Here is a 21,582-nt window from a genome sequence, read left to right as displayed (position 1 = left end):
ATGGCGGGCGTGGTGTTCGCGGCTGAAGGTGATGGGGTTGGCTTTGCAACCGAATCCTACGCCGCATCAGCGCTTTACACCACGCTCGCCAGCCTCTCAGGCGCCTCTGACGAATAAGACGGGCTAGACCAGGTATCGATTGCTTTAGGGGGGGGTGACTGCTGATCTTGGAGAGGCCTCGTCCACTTCATTCGGCCGCGAATACGCCACCCCGATTACATCCTTAGAAATAAGCAACTCGAGCGAAAACGCGCGATTTGCCTTGGATACGTGTCCTGATCGCGCAAAGATATCAATTTCTACGTCCTGGAAGTCAAGAAACTGGCGATCCATTGGAAAACACGCCTTATACACCGCCTCTTTCAAAACGAAGAGATCGCGCCGCTTGAGCGTGTGTAGATCGTACATCCGTCGCTCGCTAGGAGTGGCAATCAATGCGATCAGGTTTTCCGGCAGAGGTTCATTCGGCTCAATGTCGATGCCGAGAGCTGCGATCTTTTTCGTTCCTGCAATAGCGGCGGCCGCGACCGTATCGTGGTGCGCCAAAGATCCGACCACTCCCGTCGGCCAGATCGGAACACCAGAGCGCGTCTTCGGAATCGCCATTGGTGGAAATCCCATTTGCCCAAGAAGTGTTCGGGCGGCTGCTCTTGCGGCACCGCTTTCGCGGCGGACTTTGGCAACGGCGCGTCCCATACACATAACTTCGGAAGCGTACAGGGTGGATTCGTCGCCGGGTTCTATCGGACGGATACCAACCATGATGTTCCGTTGATCAATTGTGACAATCTCCATTATTTGGTTCAATCAGCTTTTCGAAGTGTCGACCAGAGCGACGCTCGGCGGCCGCCCACCTATGGATCGCTTCTGACCAGCGCCTGAATTTGATCAGGGGGGCAGTTAGATTCTCGGGAGCTATTGCAGCGAACCGAAGTCTGGACCACCGAGCCGCTTGCCGACCTGGGGGGTATTTGGGGCTTGAGTGAGCGACCTTCGAACCCGAATCTTTCGAGAGAAAATCCCCGTCTATTTAAGAGACCCGCTTAGCGCCCTTGAAATGGCCCGAGCCAGAACTTGCCGGTTTTCTGGATTGCTCACCATTGTCGTGTGGTTGCCCGGCATCGGTACCGCATGAATGGCCGCTGCATCCAAAACCAGGTCCCAACCCTTCTTTGGTGAGTTTGCCTTGCGATGCAGTTGTTCGTCAGGTTGTACCTCAGGGCTGACAAGAGGCTCACTGGCATAAAACTGATGTATCTCGATCGGGAGCGGCGGAACTCGGTACGATTGTAGCGCCTGGTGATATTTCGCCGCCTTTTGATAGATCGAAACATCGCTGTGGAGATCGTGGTCTGGAGGTAACGCTCCTATTTGCTGTGCTTTTTCGAGCAACTCAGAAATGGAACATGGCTCCGTGTATCCGTCGAAAACCTCGCCGTATTCATCGTGCAAGATTCCACAACGCTCCCGAACAAACTCTCGAGCCAAATTGATATGTGATGCGTTTGTAGTATCTGCAGGTGAACTAACATCGATGAACGCCATGAATGATACAACTTCGTCGATGCTCAGTAATCGCTCGGCAATTGCATAAGCCAGGATTGCACCTGAGGAGTATCCAGCAAAGCGGTATGGGCCTCGTGGCTGGATCTCTTTAATCGCAAGGATCACCTCTGCGGCCATGGCCTCAAGAGCTGGAGGACAAACGTCATTGAAGGGCGGCCACGGCAGAGCGTAGACGGGGCAATCTACATCCATTTCCGCCACCAAACTGAGGACATACGAACAATCTCCAAAACCTGTAGGGAGAAAGAAGAGCGGCGGCTGCGATCCGGTCGGCCGAACGGAAATCACTCCCCGGCTACTGGGCTGTGACACCACATCAATCTTCAATGCAAGGTCCTTCAGAACAGGGGTTTGGAAGAGGTCGGCGGCGCTAAAGCTCAGCCCAAGTTCTAATGCTCGACTGAGCATCTGCACGGCGAGCAGCGAGTGGCCGCCCAGTTAAAAGAAGTGGTCGTGGCGCCCGATGCGCTCGACACCGAGAAGCTCGGCCCAGATCCGCGCCAGCGCCGTCTCGACCGCGCCCTGCGGCGCCTCATAGGCCGCCAGCGCATAGGCTTCATCGGCCGGCGCTGGCAGTGCCTTGCGGTCGAGCTTGCCGTTCGGCGTCAGCGGCAGCGCCGCGATCGGCACGAACGCAGCCGGCACCATGTAGTCCGGCAGCCGCGCACTCAAGTGCGCGCGCAAGGCGCCCGCAAGCCCGCCTCCATCGCTCTCGTCCGCAGCCTCCGGCGCGCAGACCACATAGGCGATAAGATGCTTGTCGCCGGCGCGGCTCTGGCGCGCCACCACCACCGCCTCGCGCACCCAGGCGTGCTCGCAAAGCTTTGCTACGATCTCGCCCGGCTCGATGCGGTAGCCGCGGATCTTCACCTGGTCGTCGTTGCGGCCCAGGAACTCCAGATTGCCGTCCGGCAGATAACGCCCGAGGTCACCGGTCCGGTACAGCCGATCGCCCTCGACAAAGGGACTGGCGATGAACCGCTCGGCCGTCAGCTCCGGCTGGTTCCAATAGCCGCGCGCAACACCCGCCCCGCCAATGTAAAGCTCGCCCACCGCACCGAACGGCACGGGCGCGCCATGGCCGTCCAGCAGGTACACCCGCGTGTTGGCAATCGGCCGCCCAACGTGAGGCATCTCGGGCCAATATGATGGATCAGCTGCAAGGTGGTGCTCGGAAATGACGCTGATTTCTGTGGACCCATATTGATTGATCAATCTCGCGTTCGGGTGTGCTTCGAAGAAAGCCCTAAGCAGTGGAGTGGCCTGCAATCGTTCGCCGGCTGCATAAAGCTCTCTTATAGAGGGCAGCTGCACGCGCTGCGTGCTCCAGACTTCTGCAAGATGATTCAATGCCACGAATGGGAGGAAAAGCCGCTCGATCGCCTCCCGCTCTACAAACTCCAGCAGGTCGGAAAAGCGCCTCCGGGTCTCTTCCCGCAGGAGCACAAGTACTCCGCCGTCCTTCCAACAAATGAACAATTCCTGGCAGGACACATCGAAGTTCAGAGTCGCGAACTGAAGTGTACGCAGTTTTGAGGTGCCAATCCCCGCCAGCGAATTCACAAGCGAGCCGTGGGACATTTCGACGCCCTTGGGGGTGCCCGTGGATCCTGAGGTGTAGATCACATAGGCGAGATGGCGGGATGTGAGACCAAGCGTGCGCGGGTCGGGGTCCGAAGGCGGCCGCTCGCGCCAGGCCCAAGTGCCAGTATCCAGATCGACCACGCTGACATCGGTGAGCGCCTCGCCCCCCAATGCGGTTCGACCGGCGGAATCGCAAAGCAGCAGTTGCGGTTCTGCATCGCCGACAATCTGCTGCAGCCGGGCCGGTGGATAGACTGGATCCAGCGGCAGATAGGCGCCGCCCGCCTTCAGGATCGCCAAGACACCAACCACCATCGCCACGCTGCGTTCCAGGCAGATCGCCACCGGCTGGTCCGGCTTGACCCCGAGATCGATCAGATGATGCGCCAGCCGGTTGGCCCGCGCATTGAGTTCGCCATAGCTCAATCTCTCCTTCTCATGGACCACCGCCACCGCCTCCGGCACCTTGTGCACCTGTGCCTCGAACAGCTCATGGATGCACCGTTCCGACGGATAAGGCGCCGCCGTCCGGTTCAGTTCCTCCAGCAGATAGCTGCGCTCCTCGGCCGGCAGGATGTCGATGCGGCCGGCCGGCTGCCCCGCATCGGCCCTCACGTCATGCAACAAAGTTTGCAAATGCCGCGTCATGCAGTCGATCTTCGCCTTGCTCAATATGTCGAGCCTGCCGGGTCGTTGAGCTTGTGGCGCTCGGTTCCGTTAAGGGGCGGGTTGAAGATGCTGACGAGGATCAGATCCTTGTCCCGCCCCCCGCGCAGAAGATGCTTGTCATGCTTGTCAAGCACATACATGTCACCCTTACGAATGGAGAAGACATTGCCGTCCATGTCCTCGACCTCGCCCTCTCCGGCGATGCAGTAGCAGGCTTCGAGATGATTGCGGTATTGCAGAAGCGAAACGGTGTTCGCGCGGACCACAGTGTGGCAGACGCTAAAACCCATGCCGTCCTTATCCGTCAGAAGGCGGTGGCTCGTACCATTGCCCCAATCGACGAAGTGATCGGTCGCTTCAACATCGTGCAGGCTACGCACAATCATAGCGATCGATTGCCGCATACACGTTAAATTCATTATTACGGCAGCTGGAGGTCGTCGTACTGACCTGGAAGCGCGGCTTCCGCGCACTGCCGAAGCATCGGCTATACCCAAAAGGCCTACCGAACTCTCGTCGGCTAGCCAAAAATATCGGCGTGAGGGTATTCCGCAGCCGAGCTGATGGCGTGCACGTACCACCTTGATGTTCCCCCTTCTTCGCGGTGCCGCCGCCTGCGTTGGTATGGTCGAGAACGCTGCTGGTGATGTTGCCGGCCAGACAAAGCGTTTCCGGTCGCAGATTTGCCAAGTTGTTTCCTTCTTTCCCTGTTCCACGCGGTGCGAATACACCACCGCGGCCTCTCAGCTAACTGAGCAAACCTCATGCCATGGTCGCACACAGATAAGAGATGAATTTGTGGCTGTTTCAGTTGGCTAGCGAACGGAAAGGATTTGGCTGGGCAGCGAAGCCAGTCTGACAAACTGCCAAGATATGGCCGGATGCGAGCAAGCCTGCGAAGGAGAACCGGTCGGACAGTGCGGCTGACCTTTGTCGTTAAAGATCCAACCATTGCCGGTGGCTAAGAGGCGCGACTTCGCCGGTTCTGCTTGGCGCGCTCGAGCGCGTCCGCGCGACGTCGCTCTGTCCCATCGCCGCGTCGAGCGACAGCGCGATCATCAGCAGCGACTTGTCTTCGACGGGGGCGACAGCTCACGCCGCCAGGTCGGGCCCGACAATGCGACGTGCCGAGTGACAGCGCGGCGCGTCGAGGCTGACGTAGACACCGGGCATTCTGGCTGATGTCTCCGTCATCACGGCCCCCACGCTGCAGCGACATTCCCGCATTGCCTTGTTTTCAGGCGTCTCGGTTGTCGCTCCTGAGACAAGCGAGACGACTTAAACGAGACATCACAAGCCGCAACTGCGGCGTCCATAGTAGTGCTCATAGCAGCGCTTTGGCGGCATTTGCCAGAATGCTCTCACCATTTCTGAGCGGCGCGTTGTCGGGTGAGAACACGCTATCGCCAGGCATGGCGCACAGCGGCGTTGAGACCGCTGCAAAGGCCAGGCGGCATCGCCACGGGCGAGATCAAACGTCGATCGGCGATCCGATCATTGCTGCGCGCTTAGGGAGGCGGCCGACCGCTGACCTCGGCGAAATCAGCTGCCGCCCTGGCATGCAGCCTCGCCGAATCGAATACCGGCAATTGTGTATGTTCGGGACCGATGAGAAGACCAATCTCCGTGCAGCCAAGGATGAGCGCGTCGGCGCCCCGGGCGCGACCTCGCGCAATGATGTCGATAACTTCCTGGCGCGAGTGATCAGAAACCGTGCCGCAGCACAGCTCATCGAAAATGACATCGTGGATCCGGCTCCGCTCGTGCCCCGCCGGTATAACCGGCGAAAGGCCGAACCGCTGCCGCAGGCGATCACAATAGAACGGCTGCTCCATCGTATAGCGCGTCCCAAGCAAGAGTGGTCGCTTGACGAAGGCGGCGCGCAGAGCCGCAGCGGTCACGTCGACGATGTGGATGAGCGGCACACTGAGCTCGGAAGCAACAATGTCGGCAACCACATGCATCGTATTGGTGCAGATCAGGATGCAGCTGGCGCCTGCATCGACCAACTGCCGGGCGATCCGCGCCAGATAAGCAGCGGCTTGCCTCCATTCTCCCGCCTCCTGAAGGGCGACGATAACGCCGAAGTCAACAGAGCGAAGCAAGATGTCTGCCGACGCGAGGCCGCCGCGGCGCTGACGTACGATTTCATTGATTTCCTTGTAATAAATGGCCGTGCTTTCCCAGCTCATCCCTCCGATCAGCCCAATGGTCCGCTGCACTTTACGATCTCCACTTGATGGCACACAGGCGTGCCGCGCCTTCGGCAGCACATAGTCGGCGTTGTTTCGGGCAATCTCTCTGGAAAGCAAGGCCTTATCTCTGCGATGGCAAAGCTCTTCTCACCCGAGCTGCGAAGCCGGCTGAAAGGGCATGCCGTCGTCCGAACGATTCTGGACCAGTTGCAGCTCGACGCGACGACTCCTGTGACGACGCTTGCCGGATCGAGCGATCTTTCGGTGCCCGCCTGCTGGCGGCGCATCAAGCACCTTGGAGGACAGCGGTCTGATCGGTGCGTCGCCCTGGTTGTGCAAGCAGTATGCCGTCTGGAAAACAGCGGTTTCTGACGCGTCGTACCGCATCGCTAGGTCAGCTTCCCGACATTGGGTCTGAAGCTGACAATCAGGTGTCCGCCGGGCAGCGTTTCGGCATCAGACAGTCTCGCCTACCCTTTTGAGGACGCTGGTTCGACCGGGGAAATCGGCAGCGCGGTATGGCTATTGGACCGCGAGCTCAATCTGCCCGCAGCAGACAAGGTCTCCTATGTCGATGCCGTCGATACCGAACTCCAGTATGCGCGCTCCGGACAGAATTCGGTACGGCATCGCGTCCGCAACAATCTGCCAGGCACACCGGACTTCTGCCCGCTCGTTTTTAAGACGCCGCTACTTGCGGAATTTGTTGCAAAGGATCTGAAGGAACGTGCCCGCATCGTGGTGAGCCAAGTCCCGAAGGATCTGCTCGAGCGAACCGCCGCCTTCCTTCTCCTCAAGGACTCGAAGTCGAGTTACGTCATCGAAGGAGAAAGACCGCCACAGGACCGCGTCCAGCGGTGGGGCAAGGTGATCGGCGAAGCAGGACGGGCGCCGCTCGACGAGGCGGAGTTTCTGCGCCTGCAGCGGATCGTCATCGGCGATGCGCGCTTCTTCAAGCTCGGCTTCCGTAACGAAGGTGGCTTCGTCGGCGAACACGACCGCGAGACGCAAAGACCTGTTCCGGATCATATCAGCGCACGCCACGAAGATATCGACTTCCGTGGATTGATCGCGTTCGATCAAGCGGCGCAAAAAGAATTTGATCCTGTCATCGCCGCCGCCGTGCTGGCTTTCGGCTTCGTCTACGTTCACCCGTTTGAAGATGGGAACGGCCGCATTCATCGATACCTGATGCGCCATGTTCTGGCACGGCGCGGCTTCAATCCTGCCGGGGTCCATTTTCCGGTTTCGGCGGCCATTCTCGACAAGATCGGCGAATATGGGGACGTGCTGGGAAGCTATTCGACTCGATTGCTTCCATGCATGGAATGGGAGCCGGCTCCAAAAGGCAACATCAAGGTCTTGAACGATACCGCTGACTTTTACCGCTTCTTCGTTGCAACGCCGCACGCGGAATTTGTGTACGAATGCGTGCAAAGGACCATTGAACAGGATCTTCCGAGAGAGACACGATTTTTGCGGAGTTTCGATACGTTCCGGGCAGGCGTCGAAAACATGGTCGACATGCCGGAGCAGACCCTCAACACCCTCCTTGGATTCTTGCAGCAGAACGAAGGAGGGCTTTCAAAGCGCGCTCGTGACAATGAATTCTCCCAGCTCACGCCAGACGAAGTCTCGAAGATTGAGAGCTTCTATCAAGCGGCCTTCTCGCGCGACTCTGGAACAGAGAGCTAACCGTCCGCCCGCATGGCAATATGATCCAGGGTCGTCGCGTCAGTGAGCTTTGATATTGGGAGACTATCTTTCATTCTTTTCGATATCCTGAAGAGTAATATTGGCCTCGGGCAGTTCAACAAAGGAAACATGAACGATGAAGACTGGGGCGGCTCATATGTCAACACGGTATCAGGCAAGCAAACGGAAGGTTCACATATTACACGGCCGATGTCGGTTACGATTTCTTGCGCGGTACCGACTACAAGATCGGGGGATCTATAGGCTGGACCTATTACGGCCAGAGCTCGGACTCGAGGGGATGCGTGCAAATACCCTCCCTTACTTCACGTCTTAGCTCGGGTGACAACAGGGTCATCGGCCGGCGCCGGGGACCGACGTTGTGAGGCCAGCGCGTTCAGGTCGATGCGGTGGCATACCAGCACCAATTAGGCCGGGAGGCTCTCAGCTCCTCGACGAGCCGCTGGACCTGTCCCGCTGGCGCCTTGAGATTGGCGGTCAGCTGCGAGGATCAGCATAAGCGCATCACGGAAAAAGATCGCGGCCCGGTGGCGCGCAAGCGCCATCTCTCAATTTTAGGACGGGCGAATGGGTGACCTCTGTGCCGGCCGAATCAGCGCGATCTCGAGCTGATTTCTCTGGCTGGCCAACGCGCCGTTCGTAATTGGCGGCCAGCTGCAACAAGCGCACCTTGATGAAGGGGTCAGCTTGCTCGGCAAGTTCCCGCACGGTCCGCGCCCTCTCTCTACAAAACTCGTCGTCCATGACATCCTCCCAGAAATTGCCTCGCTGATAATGCCAGTTGAGAGTGGGAGTGCATATGACCGAGGTTACACTGCAAGATATTTTCTGTAGTCCTAGGCAGTTGGCAGCAAGCGCTCGCCTCATTCAGCAACAACCGGGACGGCGTCCTTGTCCTTTCCACCAGACGACTTTGCACGAGCAGGTCCTGTTCAGCGGAACGACCACCGTGAACCGCTCAGAAAGCGGCGAGGAGACCGCCCTTCAATGCTCCGCTCCTCTCCTCTGATGCCTCCAGGCCCAGCACAGTGACAGGGGCCAAATCTGTCATGACATTAGAAACGGCTTACGCGCAGGGCTTTCTCCGACCGGAAAAGACAATCATTCCGGGCCCATCAAGAGGAAATGTAGATTTGATCGATGCTGCGCGAGGACGATGGCATTTTGCCAAGTTTAATGCCGCGCGCCTCGGCCCCCGGTGCGGGTGCCAGTTAAGGCAACCCTGCTTCATGCTGTCCGCCGACGGGATCGACCTTTCCTGCGGCGTCGCCGCGAGCTCTGATGGCGACTGCGGGGAGGAATAAGTGAATTTGTTGCATCCGTAACCGCTTGCGCAGGGACTTCACTGGATGAGAGATCGATGGTCGATCGAAGCAGCTCTCTTTGATCGGCGACGGCCCTTTCGAGCGTCGACAGGAATTGCCGCCCCTCTTGTGTAATTTCCCAGCCGAGAGCATCGCGAAAGACAAACTTCGCCAAAAAGATGTTCAGATCCGGCGCGTGTTCGGCCAACCGCTTCATGCGATCGGTCCAGTCGCGGCCGCTGTTCATCAGGATCTCCACGGCGCGTCGGACTTCGGCAACAGAGGCCCGCCCGGTGGGCTGACCGGCCAGCACTTTCAGGACGGTCAGCTGGAAGGACACTTGCCGTGTCTCCGGTGGGCTGTGTGGTGCAGTTCCCCCCGCAATGGATCAATTCTTAGGGCGCATCGTCAACAACGTGGCGCCGTTAACCTCAACTATATTGGCTAACCCGCCGCGTCGGCGTCCTGAAATCGCTCGCCGGCTCATGCGCGAGCCGTCCTCGCGCGGGCACGGATGTCAGCGCCGCAGGCTCGTATTGTCCACAAAGGACGAATTCCCCTCGGTAAGCTCCTTCAGAAGCGACAGCACAAACTTTGAGCCGTGAGCGCCGGCCGGTGCAGCAAGTTGCTCTGAGACATGCGCGGCGTACACCTGCTGGCCCGCTGGGCGGGAGCGTACGGTTTGGACACTTCATGGCACCGAGGTTATCGTGTCAGGTCTACACTGCACCAAGGCAGGCAAAATCCGGAGCTTTCTGCGGCATCGGCGAGCAATGCCTCGACTGAAGAGCGCCCCGGGGCTTGCGGTAAAGCCTCAGTTGGAAGCGACGGTCGTAAAGGACCGCCCGGCGCACCAGACAGAAGGCATCGCCGGACAGGTGATCACAGATTGCAGAAGGCAGCCCGGAGGCGCACGTCAATCAGCCTACCCGAAGATCCTCAGCTGACGTCTTGCCCGAGCGTCCGGCCTTGAGCTCGTAACTGACCCGAGCCCCCTCTTCGAGGGTGGTGTAACCGGCCTTTTCCACGGCACTGATGTGCACGAAGACATCGGCACTTCCGTCCTCCGGCCGAATAAAGCCATAACCTTTGCTGGAATTGAACCACTTCACAATACCCATTGCCACGGCGGCATCTCCATCAGTGAACCTTCGTGATCTAGCGAAGAGTCTCGCAGCCATCAAGATGGGCGGCAAAAAGACGCTCGTCCGCTGCGGAAGTCACCCTCAGCTTTTTTGCCCGATGACCAAAGTGCTGACACGCACACACCTCTTTTGTGCGGCGGCCGACAGCAAGACACTGACGTCGGAGAACCTCGCTTCAGGGGAGCGGGATCCGGATGGGCCTTCAGGCTGCGGCTCAATCATCGCGCGCCACCTTGTCACAGGAAAGTTGCAGAGCCGAGGACGTAGCATGCGCAGCCGGAGCCGAGCTGGAGCGAATGCTGCGATCTCCCTTGCAGAACCAGGCGACGGCAAACTCCTTTGCGCAACCCGGCGCAGGATCGGCAATCCGTGCCGCCTCTGTACGAAACGTACACTCGCTCTTGCCGTTACACGCTTCTGCAAGCGCATCCGTGGCGTTGCCGCGCGCTGACATCCAGCGGCAATTGCCGCCATACGTGCCGGAAACAACAGAAATACCTGATTGCGTGATGGCATTCCCGGTCGCGCCCCGCAGTGCATACGCGGCCGCCGCACCAACAAGTGCGGCAAAGCCGACGGTTCCCAATCGCATCAGGAGCCGGCGCTGTTCCGCCGAGGCCGCCTGATAGGCACCACGAATTCGCCGTCGGGCCGGCACTTCGAAGCCGAAATGCAACAGGATCGCGGCGCAAGTCGCCAGGGCGAAAGCAAGAGCGAGTGCACCGAGATGGCCAACCAGTTGACTCGCCGTTTCCCAACGCACCACCGGAAAACGCCGGAAGATGATGATGTGTATAAGATAGAGAGCAAAGCTGGCCTCGCCCAGAAAGACAAGCCACCTTGCTGACAATAGCCGTCCTGCAGTCCTGCTGGGCTGAGCCGCCGCGACAAGGATGAGCGCAACCGGCGCCGCCAGGGCGATATTGTTGCGCGCAATATCGAACAGGCTCATGGAAGCCCCAAATGGCGGCTTGTGGGCGGTAAACCAGAACACCCAGCTAATCGCTCCGACGCCAACAATTGTCGCGATGTCGAGCAGAGCGCGAGACGGCCTGAAATCCTGCTCCGACCACACTTCATGGAGCCTTGCCAAGCAACAGCCGAGAACGAACTCCCACACCCTGCAAAACGGCGAAAAGTAGACGATCCAGAGGATCAGCGTGTTCTTCCAGTTCGGCAGAGCCGCCTCCGCTCCGTAGGCATGAAGCGCAAACAGGTTGATGCGGCCCTGCAGCATGAGCACGACAAGGTCGATACCAAGCTCGACTGCGACGGCTCCGACGGCGCAAACAACCGCGGCGGGCACAGTTCTGATGCGCGCAAGCAGAGGGCAAACGAGCGGAAAAACGAGATAGAAAAACCACTCGGTGCTCACCGACCAGGAGACGATGCCGACCTCCTCGTACTGCCAGACGGGTGCTACACCGGCGATATTTGCGAAAAACCAAGTTTGAACCATCCCGAGTTGAAACGGGACAAGGTGCGTCGAGAATCCTTCGGCCGGCGCCTCGGTTCCGAGGAGCCACGGCCAGACAAACGGTCCAGTCAGCAATTCGACGAGAAAGAGAACAACAAACAGAGGATAGATTCGCGCTATGCGCGCCACGAGAAAATCCGGGATCGCTTTCCGCGGGCTGCTCACAATCGAGCTGCCATAGTTGTATTGAATGACAAAGCCACTCAGCGTGAAGAAGACCGACATTCCGAGCAGGCCGAGTGTCCCGACGCTGATGTCGAGCCCGAGGCTGGGTCCCTGCAAGAACACGCTGCCGCCGTGAGACAATGCGACCGCTGCCGCCGCGACAAACCGGATACCGGTCAGTGCGGGTATCTGCTTAACCATCGATGTCGCTCGTCATTTGCGAGTGGGTACAAATCCTGGGCGATCGATGGCACCAAAGGCACGCAGTTGGACACGTGCTAAAGGCAGGGAAGACTGATCGCATCACGCGAGCGTGCCTTGCGATCAGTCAAACTTCTTCGGAAGCTCAAATCGGTTATCGGAGCGCCCTCGCACCTTATTGGAAAGCCGGGCAGCGCTGAAACTCTGACTTCTGGTAGGGCGGCTCGGATTCGAGGTCCATATTCCGACCGGTTCTGGCCCATGCCACGTTCCCCGACGTCATATTTGAACCGCGCCATTGTCTCACCGGAAGCCTTCCTGAATGGGTTGGCGACAGCTGCTCCCTCTGCGAAGGGAGCTTGGGGCGCAGGTACCCGATGAAAGCCCAGATCGAAGCACATGCTGTCGTCACTGGCAGCCTCACAACGGATACATGCACCAGTTCACGTCCTGTGTGGGGACCGCGAGGCTATCATCAGCCAGCCACACTAGGAGATTCACGTGCAGCAGCGGAGCTGCACAAGGTGCCTATCCTCGTGACACTCCTTGCGACGAGGCTCATCCGACCACCAGCCGGCCCAAGGCAGCCGAGATGAGATTGCCACCTGAACGCATCGCAAACGGAATGGGCAGCCAATCCGAGCCGCGCGTTCAATCTTTTTGACAGCGACCGTCAGGGAATCTCGCTGCGGATTGCTGCGGAAATTTACTATTCTTGTCCTGCACGACCGGCCGCGATTTCGCTTGGGTCTGGCGTGCCAGAGAAGGAAAGGAACATGTGATGAAAAAGAAGATCGCTGAAATCAAGACCACGATCCGCACCACCACGCCGTACACGGGTACGCTCTAGGTTGGTTCGCGGACGAATGCATCTACCTGATGAGAGCATAGCGGCATCGGAGGGTGGTCGTTTCGACCACCCTCTTTTGTGACAGTTCGGGAGAATAAAATGGTTGATCTGATTCAGCAGCGCGTGCTTTCAGCTATAGCAGCATCCGTCGAACTCAGCCCGATCACGATCTTGAAGGCAGAAGCGGGCATGGCACCGGTGCCGACGATCAAATCGGCACTCGCGAGCTCTCATTCCGACATCTTGATCAGCGATGGCGACTGGCGGACCGGCGGCTATCTTGCCGGGCTGCAAACCCTCATCGACGGCGAACTGGGATGGGCCCAGGAAAATAGGCCAGAACTGGTTGAGGCGGCACAACAATCCCTGAAGCGGCTATTCCCTCTCCTGGTCAGCGACGCCTTCACCGTGCCGAAGGATCTCACCAATACCTCGAGCAAGGAGGAGCGTACCCGCTTCTATCATCATGAATATCAAAACAAGCTCCTGGTCGGATTAGCCGAATTCCTGATCAACTGTGGCAAACAGCGCAACGAGCGTCACATCATCGTCATCGACCGGGCGGCTGCCCTGTCCGGCTCGGCCAAGAACCTGATCAAGCTGCTCGTCAGGTTGGATGACGATGCGCGGCTGTTTCGGTTCGTTCTGATCGACTATGAACAACGCCTCTATTTCCCGGACGCCAGCGAGATTCATTTCGGCAGATATAGCTCGCAGGAGCTGGGACCAATCTTTGATCCGGATCTCGCCGCGGAGAAGCACCGGCAGATCTATGAGGCAAGCGGCGGCAATCCGTTGATTGCAGAGACTTTAAGCAAATGCGCAGCCGCCGGATTGCCGGTCATCGGCTATCTCGACCCGGTCGCAATCGTGGACCTCCATCTGGCCAGCCTCGATATCGGAGAACGCCACGGTCTTCTCAAATCGTACATCGAATCCAACTGCACGACGCCTGATCTGATCGCGCAACGAAACTATGCAACCTTCGAGCCGGCGACCGCAGATCACCTGCACGAGCAGCTGCACCACGCCTGCCTGGAGCGTTATCTGGCGGGCAAGGCGCCTCTCGTCATGCTTCATGCGCTATCGATACGCGACAAGTACAAGCGCCTGGAGCTGCTTGCAGAACCAAGTCAGATCCTCCAGAGCATTGGCCTGTATGATCTTTGGTTTGGCTACTTCGGGGAAATTTTCGCCGACCCTGCGCTTCGCACCTACGGCTCCGGGGATGCGAGCGTGAATGCCGCCTTCATCAACGCGGCCTTTGTGCTGTACTCACTCGGCTGCGGACGGGTGTCGGTTCCCTATTTGGACGAATTCTACAAAACCTTTCCCAAGAGCCGATACACGCCAACGGTTCTCTATGCCCAATCAATGACGTATGGACGCTATCAGCAGCCGGTCAACCTCACGCTGGCCGAAGAGTACGCGTTACGGAACCTGGAGACCATCGAGCGGGATTTCAGGGGGCACGACAAGTATGATTACATCAAGGTGTTTGCAGAGAACGCCTATGCTTACATCAAGGCCAAACAGCAGAAGTACGACGAAGCCCTCGCTCTTTGCGCCGAAGGCCTTGGCAAGATGCTCAAGGCGTATGGCGACGAGCGATTCAAGCTTCACCAATCGATTTTGATCTACAACACCAGCCAGGTCTACGAACTCATCGACGAACTTCCTCGGGCCGAGAAGCAGTTGCGTGAGGCCATTGCGTATGATCCCTACTATGGAGAGTATCACAATGACCTGGGGAACCTGCTTTCGAAAGTGGCTGGAAGGGAAGCTGAAGCTCTGGAGGCCTATGCGCGCGCCATTGAACTTTGCCCACCCTATTATGAGGCTCACCTGAACAGGGCCTCACTCCGCAACAGAATGGGAGACACCACAGGGGCGCTCGCCGATCTCGACAGGACACTTGTCATCAAGCCAAACGAATGGCGGGCTCACTTCGAGAAGGGCAACATCCTGATGCAGCAGGACAGACCTAAAGCTGCTCTGGAGTCCTATCTGGCGGCGGCCGAGATCAATTCCAAAAACCCCGACCTACAGAGCAATATCGGCCTTGCCTATTCCGAGCTTGGCGAGACGCACGAGAGCATCGCACACTATGTTCGAGCCCTTGAACTCAACCCTCGGCATGCGCTCACCCACAACAATCTCGCCATCGAGTACTTCAACGAGGGCCGGCCGGAAATTTCATTGAACCATGCGACGGTCGCTGTCGAGATCGGGGGAGATCCGGACTACCTCCTCACCCGCGAGCACATCGAGAGAAGCCTGCAAGCTGACCTTGCCTCGCGCCGGGACCGAGCTTCTGCATCTTCCGCGAAGCCTATGTGAGCTTGCGGCTCATGGCACTCTTGCCATTCGAGCAGCGTGAGACAATCGCTCAGGAAATGATGGCTGCATCTCAGAGCTTCGACTCGGTTTAGCGAATGCTCTCGCGGCAGCCGCTGCAACACAGACTGACCGGCAAGCGACGCGCCTTGGCTAGTCTTATCGCGAGTGACCGAACGCCACAGGAGGTACAGGGAGGTAGATAGGTAATAAGATGCCTTTTGCTAAGCCGAATATTGCCAGAGCGTTCATCGTTGGCTTGCGGGCTCATCGCACCGATGTCGCATCCCGAAGCCAGTGCCATCTACCTGTCCGTCCGCGTCAAGCGATCCGATATCCTCGATGAGCTAAGTCAACAATGAGCGGATCGAGCACACGGCAGTTCATCTATCTCTCGCATTTGATCATCCAGATCGGCGGCTGGGCGTTCCGTATCGGCATCCTGATCGGTCTTCTGCAATCCGGCATGAGCGCCGCGGGTCTCGGCATTGCGGTCACTTTTGCGCCGATCATGCTTGGCAGCCTCTTCCTGTCGCCGTTGGTCGACAGGGGCGATCCGATCTCAGCCATGATGATCGTCAATGCTGTTCGCATTTGCGCGCTGCTCGCCATCTTCGGCAGCGACGGAGCCGATTCGTTTCTGAGCTACGCCGCAATGGCCGTCCTGAGCCTTGTCCAGCCGGTCTATTTGTCTGCAGAGATTGCTTTCTTTCGTCGTATTACATCGGAAGACGGCATGATCTCGGTGCTGCGCAATATCGCCAATATCGACTGGCTGACCTATCTCTTGGGAATGTTTGCAGGTGCCATGTTGTCCGACCAATTGCACTTGCCTGGCGTTTTGGCCTTCAATATATCAGCCATCATGCTGTCCTTGGTCGTGCTCCTTGGCATCAAGCAGCAGTTCAGAAGGACGCCAGCCGTGCTTGAGGCGCGCCCCTCCGGAACGGTGCTGGACTTGGCACCCCTCTATCCCGCATTCTTGGCTGTTTTTCTGCTCAACCTCGGCGCCGGCATCATCAACGTCTATCCTGCGATACATGCCACAGCTGACGGGGTTCTCGACAAAAGCGTACTACTGACGATCGTCATGGCTAATGGCGTATTGGCCTTGCTGGGCGCGCTGGCCGTCAAGCCGATTTACGACCTGCTAGGCGCTTTGCCAACTATTGCCGGAGCCGCGATGCTGCTTGCGGCATGCCTTGCAATGATGTCACTCGATGCCGGCCTGGCTTTGGTGATCTCGTCCAGCAGCGCGATGCTTGGTTTCGGCCAGATATTTGCGGCTGCCGCGCACGCGCACATGGTGTCTTCGGTGGCTCCGGACCGCGCCGGTCGCCTCTCCGGGTTATTTCAATGTTGCACCTATAGCGGCGTTGCAGGAAATGGCATTGCCTTGTCGCTTCTAGGTGATCGGCTTGCTCTCGGAACGATCGTTCTCCTATGTGCGGCGAGCGCATTTGTTGCCTTCGCCGTTGCGACCTTCGCGGTGGTCCGATCAAGGGATTCTCAAACTTCATGTCCTGCCGATCGCTAGATCAGGGATTCACACCATGCCACGGGATCAGCTGTTCCTGTTAGAACGCGCTTTTGCGGATCCGGCCTTGCCGGGACGACAGTTCTATTGTTGGCAATGCATGCTATTGGACGGGTTGCTGTCCGCGTTTCCAAGCCGCGCTGCGAGGCTTGACGTTCGTCGGGTTTCCTGGGCGAGGCCACGAGCCGCACTCATCGAGAGGCTTGGGCGGGGTGATCAGTCCGCGCCGGTTCTGATTTTGGAAAAGGAAGGCCCTTTACCAGAGCATGCGAAGTACGCAAACGGGCTCGCCTATGTCGACGATGTGTTTGCAATCCTTGATCTTCTGGCTGCGCGCCACGGATTTCCGGCGCCTTACGCTCAAACAGTCGGCACCTTGTAGGCCATGGTGGTCATCAACGACTTGATGCCAGCAGGAACCGATCAGGAATCTTCAATCGAGCGGCTTGCTTGATCTGCCGGGTTGGAGCTTCAAAAGCCGATGGCTGATGATCCCGGTCCAGTATTTCTGACAGCGCCCAGCGCTCAAACTGTTTGACAGCCGCGCTATTGCGGGCTTGCCCGTTGACAAACATGTAGATTGAGCGATTGACCGGCACGAAGCCGAATGGAGCTACGAGCTCTCCCTTCTCAAGGTTGCTTCTGACCAGAATTTGCGAGGATATGGCGGCTCCCAGCCCACTTTTTGCTGCCTCCATAGTCAAGGAAAATGTATCGAAGATGACCTTGCGCGATTCTTGCAAGCATATTGCAGCTGCGCTGGCCCATTCGCTCCAGGCGTCCAGCCTGTCGGCCTCGTGCAACAGAGAGAGCGACAGAATATCTTCCGGGCTTTTGATGGCCTCGAGCGCAGCTGGCGCACAGACCGGGCCAATCATCTCATTTGAAGCGTGCACCTCGCGGTCGGGAAACGGCCGCTTCAGTAGGCCGGCGACAAACAATATGTCCAACGCACCAACAGCGAGCGCGTCAAGATCGGCTTCGGTTTCAAAGACAAGGTCAACGTCCGGATAGAGTTTGCGGAATCGACCGATACGGGGCAACAGGCCGTGCGACAAAAACGTGGTCGAGCACCCGACCACGACGGAGGGCCCTGCATGGCGCCTTCGTAGCTCGTAGCATCCCTTCTCGAGCATGGTGAACGCGCTCGCGCAGCTGCGCTTGAGCTGTTCGCCGTCGGATGTCAGCCGCACGCCCGAACTATGGCGCACGAATAGTTTCCTGCCGAACCAATCCTCAAGCAGGCGCATTTGGTAGCTTACCGCGCCGGTGGTCATGTTTAGCCGCTCGGCTGCCCTTGAGAAGCTTGGAAACTCGCTGACTGCCTCAAACAGATGGAGGCTTTTCAGGATCGGTAGCTTGCGCATCTTTCTTTCCTGCCTCTCACTGGGACAGCTGTTGTGGAGCCCTGTTGCGGGCCGATTTTCTCAGGCATCGACGACCGCCGTCGTTCACCGCCGGAACTGACCACGAACGAGACCTCCTAGGTATTGGCCTGTCGCGGCGAACTCAAAACGACCTGGCTCCCTGCCCAGCCGGTCGACCAGCCGTCGATCTAGGCACATACCCCTTCAGATCCGGTGCCCCTGAGGCACGGTTAGATTCCATATTCGGTGCAGGGTTCATCGCTGCGCGATCTCTCAAGCAAAGCCAAAACCGGGCTTGAGATTTAGAACGCCAACTCATGGCCAATCTGGCTCAGCAAAAGGTCGATCCTTCATGAGGAGGCGCCTTACCAGTCATATTGCATGACTGCTCGACATTGCGGGCTTGCGTTCGAGCACCTCCAGCGTTGTGGGAATTCGTCGAGTCCCGTTAAACTCTGCAACTCAGGTCCGTCGATTGGCTGGTTCTGTGTATCGCCCCGCATCTCGGCTCGATGATTCAGGCCAGCGGGCGCGGTAACCAGGGATCGTGAATGGTCTGGAGCCTGGTTCGATTGACCCGTCCGCCGGTTTATTCAGAACAAAAGCCGCCTCGATGCGTAGGTGTATTCAAGGGCTAGTCGACGCGCCGTTTCGATGAGGTTGGCCGCCGCACTGTGCCCCCCATCGATGTTCTCGTAATAGAAGTAAGGCTGGCCCAGGGCGGCGAGCTTTGCTGCAGCCTTGCGGCCGTGCGCGGGATGCACACGATCGTCCTTGGTGGAAGTCAGAATTAAAGGCGCGGGGTATGGCTTGCCCGGCACCAGTTTCTGATAGGGCGAGTAGGCTTCGATCCACGCGCGCTGCTCGGGAAAACCGGGATCGCCGTATTCGCCGATCCAGGAGGCGCCCGCGCCCAATTTGGTGTATCGAAGCATGTCAAACAGCGGCACTTGAATGATCGCCGCGCTGAAGAGCTCGGGACGTTGGGTGATTGCGGTGCCAACGAGTAGCCCGCCCTGGCTGCCGCCAATGACGCCGAGCCGGCGCGGACTTGTGATTTTGCGGCGGATCAGGTCCTCCGCAACGGCGATGAAGTCATCCCACGTCGTCTGCTTCGCCGCCCGCTGGGCTGCTTGATGCCATTGCGGGCCAAACTCGCCGCCCCCGCGCAGATTTGCAACGACATAGGCATTGCCCTGTTCGAGCCAGAGCCGCCCCACAGGGCCTAGATATGAGGGCAGAAGCGAAGCCTGGAACCCGCCATAGCCATAAAGAAGGGTCGGAATGGCGCCATCAAACCTCGCGTTTTTCGGCCGCACCACAGAATACGGAATTGCCGTGCCATCACGCGAAATCGCTTCGAACTGCTCTACGACATGCTTGGCGGCATCGAAGGCAGTCGGTGTCGTCTTCAATTCCTCGAGTTTTTGAGTTTCGGCATCAAAATACCAGAGCGACGTTGGCCTGAGATAGCTTGAGACGGCGAACATGGCTTGGTCCGCCTCGTCGGAAGCGGCTGTCACGCCGACATTGGTATGTTCCGGCAGTGGGATCGGTGTCGCCGACCACGCTCCCTGATTGTACTTGTACACGAATGCTTTGCTTTGAACGTTATCCAAGATCGTCAAGATCAACATGTTCTTTGTGAAGGTTAGCCCGCTCAGGGCCTGACGAGGCCCAGGATTGAAGACAAGCGAGGCTTTGGCGCGCAGTGGATCCGCTTTCCATTCGGTTAAGTCATACGAAATCAGCGAGCCGGCAGTGAAGTTGAGATCACCTGATGGCCTCCACTCCTCGTCAAGCTTCACAAGCAGGCGATGACTCACAAGGCCTAGGATCTCCGCTTTCTTCGGCAGATTGAGTTTGACGAGCCCATCGGGGCGGAAGAGCACGTACTCATGCTCGAAAAACCCGATCGCTCGGATGACCCCAGTCGCATGAACATGACCTTCATTGTCTCGAAGCACCAGGGGCACCGCCCGAACATCGTTCGGCTCGCCGCGAAAGACCTCGCGCGCCTCGCTGAGCGGCTGACCGCGTTTGAGCTCCTTAACAACAAAGGGGTAGCCGGCCTGCGTCAAAGAGCCCTCGCCCCAGTCGCCTGCAACAAGGAGCGTGTCCCGATCGACCCAGCTAACGCTGTGCTTGCTCTCTGGAAGATAAAAGCCGTTCGCAACGAAGCGCTTTGCCTCGCGGTCGAACTCGCGCATGGATGCGGCATCCTTGCCGCCGTCGGACAGGCTGATCAGGCAGAGGCGCTCGTCAGGCGGAAGGCAGCTGGCGCCTTGAAAGATCCAGTTCTTGTTCTCGGCAACCGCCAAGGCGTCCACGTCAAGGATGGTTTCCCACCGAGGGTCCTGGCGACGATAGCTTTCAAGCGTGGTGCGCCGCCAGATACCGCGCACATGGTCCTCATCTTTCCAAAAATTCTCCAACCCGCGACGTCCCAGGGAGACGTATGGAATTCGATCCTTGGCCTGCAAGATTGAGAGCGCCTGTTCGTAGAAACGGTGATAGCGAGGATCTGATTGGAGCACGCCGAGTGTCTTCTCATTCTCGGCGCGGGCCCATGCCAATGCGCCCTGTCCTTCGATCTCCTCGAGCCAGAGGAATGGATCCTGAGTGACCGCCGCAGCCTTTCGCTCCTCTGAAAGTGAACGCTCCTGTGAAAGCGCAGCGGAGGTGAAGCAGGCAATCGAAAGCAGCGCTGCGGAGAGGACTGACGTGTTCATGGATTTGCTCCGGTTGAGGTCGAGCGGCCACGCGGGCCTGGCGCGTCAAGCAGAAGCTGCGGAAAGTACGCAACGCATGACATGGCTCGGCTCGCGCTATTTCGCCGAGCGTTTACTGCAAGCTGCATGCCGACCAAAGCGCCGCAAGTTTCCGCCGCTTAGGGTGCACCACGATGTCCGCTTGCCGACATTGGTTGCCAAGCAGACAGGGCGATGTCGGCAGGACCGAGTGTCAGACAGCACGTTGATCTTTTGCGGCCAAGTACCGGAACAGAGGACCGCTCGCCGCCCGGCGTCGGAACGCTTACCTCCAAATGCGAGGTACAATTTTCCGAGCTATTTCATCGGGCAGACTTATCGACGCGCGTCAGCATGACATAGAGCAGTACGTTGATCAGCAGCCAGATCGCGATCAAGCTGAGGGCAGTGCGCATGGCGATCTCCGTTTCGTGACTGCAAGGATCCGCTGAGACGTTCCGTTCATCATGCGGGCCAGCCCGGGCCGAAAGCACCGCGCCAGCCGCCAGTCCTGTATTGTGCCTCTCGCCTGCACCAGCAGCGCAATCCGCCGTGTGCTGTTCGCCCCGTCGGTCCCTCTTCGGCACCGGACTGCTAGCCCGTCTTATTCGTCAGAGGCGCCTGAGAGGCTGGCGAGCGTGGTGTAAAGCGCTGATGCGGCGTAGGATTCGGTTGCAAAGCCAACCCCATCACCTTCAGCCGCGAACACCACGCCCGCC

General features: G+C 58.5%; 16 protein-coding genes. 5 read left to right on the top strand and 11 right to left on the bottom strand.

From position 1 onward, the window contains the following. Window positions 1-144: 144 nt before the first annotated feature. The 5 genes from AC066Y_RS40985 to AC066Y_RS40965 form a co-directional block, all read right to left on the bottom strand. Window positions 145-795, bottom strand: coding sequence for a 4'-phosphopantetheinyl transferase family protein (locus AC066Y_RS40985; RefSeq protein ID WP_478278799.1), 651 nt, complete (start codon window positions 793-795; stop codon window positions 145-147). Between the two features lie 231 nt (window positions 796-1,026). Next, window positions 1,027-1,974 (bottom strand): thioesterase domain-containing protein, encoded by a 948-nt coding sequence (locus tag AC066Y_RS40980; protein ID WP_478278801.1) that lies wholly within the window; start codon window positions 1,972-1,974, stop codon window positions 1,027-1,029. 30 nt (window positions 1,975-2,004) lie between these two features. Next, window positions 2,005-3,822: a non-ribosomal peptide synthetase gene (locus tag AC066Y_RS40975; protein WP_478278798.1), complete on the bottom strand. Its 1,818-nt coding sequence runs from the start codon at window positions 3,820-3,822 to the stop codon at window positions 2,005-2,007. Continuing rightward, entirely contained in the window at window positions 3,819-4,205 is a 387-nt protein-coding gene (locus tag AC066Y_RS40970) for an ectoine synthase (RefSeq protein WP_157348798.1), read from the bottom strand. Before AC066Y_RS40970 ends, AC066Y_RS40975 begins: the two co-directional genes overlap by 4 nt. 1,122 nt (window positions 4,206-5,327) lie before the next feature. Then, window positions 5,328-6,041: an aspartate/glutamate racemase family protein gene (locus AC066Y_RS40965; RefSeq protein ID WP_478278800.1), complete on the bottom strand. Its 714-nt coding sequence runs from the start codon at window positions 6,039-6,041 to the stop codon at window positions 5,328-5,330. Between the two features lie 105 nt (window positions 6,042-6,146). Between AC066Y_RS40965 and AC066Y_RS40960 the strand changes: the two genes are divergently transcribed. Both AC066Y_RS40960 and AC066Y_RS40955 read left to right on the top strand, forming a co-directional pair. Further along, window positions 6,147-6,386 (top strand): AsnC family transcriptional regulator, encoded by a 240-nt coding sequence (locus AC066Y_RS40960; protein WP_478278797.1) that lies wholly within the window; start codon window positions 6,147-6,149, stop codon window positions 6,384-6,386. Between the two features lie 36 nt (window positions 6,387-6,422). After that, complete coding sequence (locus AC066Y_RS40955; RefSeq protein WP_478278796.1) at window positions 6,423-7,709, top strand: Fic family protein; 1,287 nt, start codon at window positions 6,423-6,425, stop codon at window positions 7,707-7,709. Window positions 7,710-8,234: 525 nt separating this feature from the next. Here the strand turns inward: AC066Y_RS40955 and AC066Y_RS40950 are convergent. From AC066Y_RS40950 to AC066Y_RS40935, 4 genes are all read right to left on the bottom strand, one after another. Continuing rightward, window positions 8,235-8,474, bottom strand: coding sequence for a hypothetical protein (locus AC066Y_RS40950; RefSeq protein WP_478278795.1), 240 nt, complete (start codon window positions 8,472-8,474; stop codon window positions 8,235-8,237). Window positions 8,475-8,957: 483 nt separating this feature from the next. After that, the gene (locus AC066Y_RS40945; protein ID WP_478278794.1) at window positions 8,958-9,374 is read right to left on the bottom strand and encodes a hypothetical protein; all 417 of its coding nucleotides are present in this window, start codon (window positions 9,372-9,374) and stop codon (window positions 8,958-8,960) included. A 580-nt stretch (window positions 9,375-9,954) separates the two neighbouring features. After that, a complete protein-coding gene (locus AC066Y_RS40940; RefSeq protein WP_050424578.1) occupies window positions 9,955-10,161 on the bottom strand; it encodes a cold-shock protein in 207 nt (68 codons plus the stop codon). Between the two features lie 232 nt (window positions 10,162-10,393). After that, window positions 10,394-12,022, bottom strand: a complete 1,629-nt coding sequence (locus AC066Y_RS40935; RefSeq protein ID WP_478278793.1) for an acyltransferase family protein — start codon at window positions 12,020-12,022, stop codon at window positions 10,394-10,396. Window positions 12,023-12,971: 949 nt separating this feature from the next. Between AC066Y_RS40935 and AC066Y_RS40930 the strand changes: the two genes are divergently transcribed. The 3 genes from AC066Y_RS40930 (at window position 12,972) to AC066Y_RS40920 (ending at window position 17,128) form a co-directional block, all read left to right on the top strand. Next, entirely contained in the window at window positions 12,972-15,212 is a 2,241-nt protein-coding gene (locus AC066Y_RS40930) for a tetratricopeptide repeat protein (RefSeq protein WP_478278792.1), read from the top strand. A gap of 355 nt (window positions 15,213-15,567) precedes the next feature. Beyond that, entirely contained in the window at window positions 15,568-16,746 is a 1,179-nt protein-coding gene (locus AC066Y_RS40925) for an MFS transporter (RefSeq protein WP_478278791.1), read from the top strand. 16 nt (window positions 16,747-16,762) lie between these two features. After that, window positions 16,763-17,128 (top strand): DUF3088 domain-containing protein, encoded by a 366-nt coding sequence (locus AC066Y_RS40920; RefSeq protein WP_478278790.1) that lies wholly within the window; start codon window positions 16,763-16,765, stop codon window positions 17,126-17,128. 13 nt (window positions 17,129-17,141) lie between these two features. Here the strand turns inward: AC066Y_RS40920 and AC066Y_RS40915 are convergent, their stop codons facing one another. Together AC066Y_RS40915 and AC066Y_RS40910 are read right to left on the bottom strand one after the other, a co-directional pair. Then, on the bottom strand, window positions 17,142-18,113 hold the full coding sequence (locus AC066Y_RS40915; protein ID WP_478278789.1) for a LysR substrate-binding domain-containing protein: 972 nt from the start codon (window positions 18,111-18,113) through the stop codon (window positions 17,142-17,144). Between the two features lie 593 nt (window positions 18,114-18,706). Beyond that, window positions 18,707-20,845, bottom strand: a complete 2,139-nt coding sequence (locus AC066Y_RS40910) for a prolyl oligopeptidase family serine peptidase (protein ID WP_478278788.1) — start codon at window positions 20,843-20,845, stop codon at window positions 18,707-18,709. Between the last annotated feature and the right edge of the window lie 737 nt (window positions 20,846-21,582).

The sequence above is a fragment of the Bradyrhizobium sp. USDA3010 genome (assembly GCF_056429065.1).
The sequence above is the reverse complement of the archived record's forward strand: the minus strand, read 5'-3'. Positions and strand labels throughout refer to the sequence as shown.

Bases quoted from the DNA above. Each gene is read 5' to 3' on its own strand.
- AC066Y_RS40985 (WP_478278799.1), bottom strand. From the start codon at position 795: ATGGAGATTGTCACAATTGATCAACGGAACATCATGGTTGGTATCCGT.
- AC066Y_RS40980 (WP_478278801.1), bottom strand. From the start codon at position 1,974: ATGCTCAGTCGAGCATTAGAACTTGGGCTGAGCTTTAGCGCCGCCGAC.
- AC066Y_RS40970 (WP_157348798.1), bottom strand. From the start codon at position 4,205: ATGATTGTGCGTAGCCTGCACGATGTTGAAGCGACCGATCACTTCGTC.
- AC066Y_RS40960 (WP_478278797.1), top strand. From the start codon at position 6,147: ATGGCAAAGCTCTTCTCACCCGAGCTGCGAAGCCGGCTGAAAGGGCAT.
- AC066Y_RS40950 (WP_478278795.1), bottom strand. From the start codon at position 8,474: ATGGACGACGAGTTTTGTAGAGAGAGGGCGCGGACCGTGCGGGAACTT.
- AC066Y_RS40935 (WP_478278793.1), bottom strand. From the start codon at position 12,022: ATGGTTAAGCAGATACCCGCACTGACCGGTATCCGGTTTGTCGCGGCG.
- AC066Y_RS40930 (WP_478278792.1), top strand. From the start codon at position 12,972: ATGGTTGATCTGATTCAGCAGCGCGTGCTTTCAGCTATAGCAGCATCC.
- AC066Y_RS40925 (WP_478278791.1), top strand. From the start codon at position 15,568: ATGAGCGGATCGAGCACACGGCAGTTCATCTATCTCTCGCATTTGATC.
- AC066Y_RS40920 (WP_478278790.1), top strand. From the start codon at position 16,763: ATGCCACGGGATCAGCTGTTCCTGTTAGAACGCGCTTTTGCGGATCCG.
- AC066Y_RS40915 (WP_478278789.1), bottom strand. From the start codon at position 18,113: ATGCGCAAGCTACCGATCCTGAAAAGCCTCCATCTGTTTGAGGCAGTC.
- AC066Y_RS40910 (WP_478278788.1), bottom strand. From the start codon at position 20,845: ATGAACACGTCAGTCCTCTCCGCAGCGCTGCTTTCGATTGCCTGCTTC.